Raw genomic sequence first — 209 nt, 5'->3', positions numbered from 1 at the left:
GGTGAATTTACAGGCGGGCGGTACGCTGGATAATCGGGGCCGGGTGGAAGCCCGCGGCGATACCACGGTCAACGCAGATACAATACACAGCAGCCATAACAGCGTATGGGCTGCGGGGCTGGATGATAACGGCAACACTACCCGACCCGGCTCACTGACCCTGACGGCACAGCACGTTCAGGCCAATGGCAAAAATCTGGCCACCGATA

Annotated in this window: 1 protein-coding gene; it reads left to right on the top strand. The window is 59.3% G+C overall.

Annotated features, from left to right (window positions below; genetic code table 11):
• The coding region (locus SLS51_RS25055; protein WP_323840952.1) for a hypothetical protein at positions 1 to 209 on the top strand (209 nt) is incomplete at both ends.

The organism is Photorhabdus africana, assembly GCF_035181445.1.
Taxonomy (GTDB): Bacteria; Pseudomonadota; Gammaproteobacteria; order Enterobacterales; family Enterobacteriaceae; genus Photorhabdus; species Photorhabdus laumondii.
Note: the sequence above shows the minus strand (reverse complement) of the source record. Positions and strands in the feature narration are given on the sequence as shown.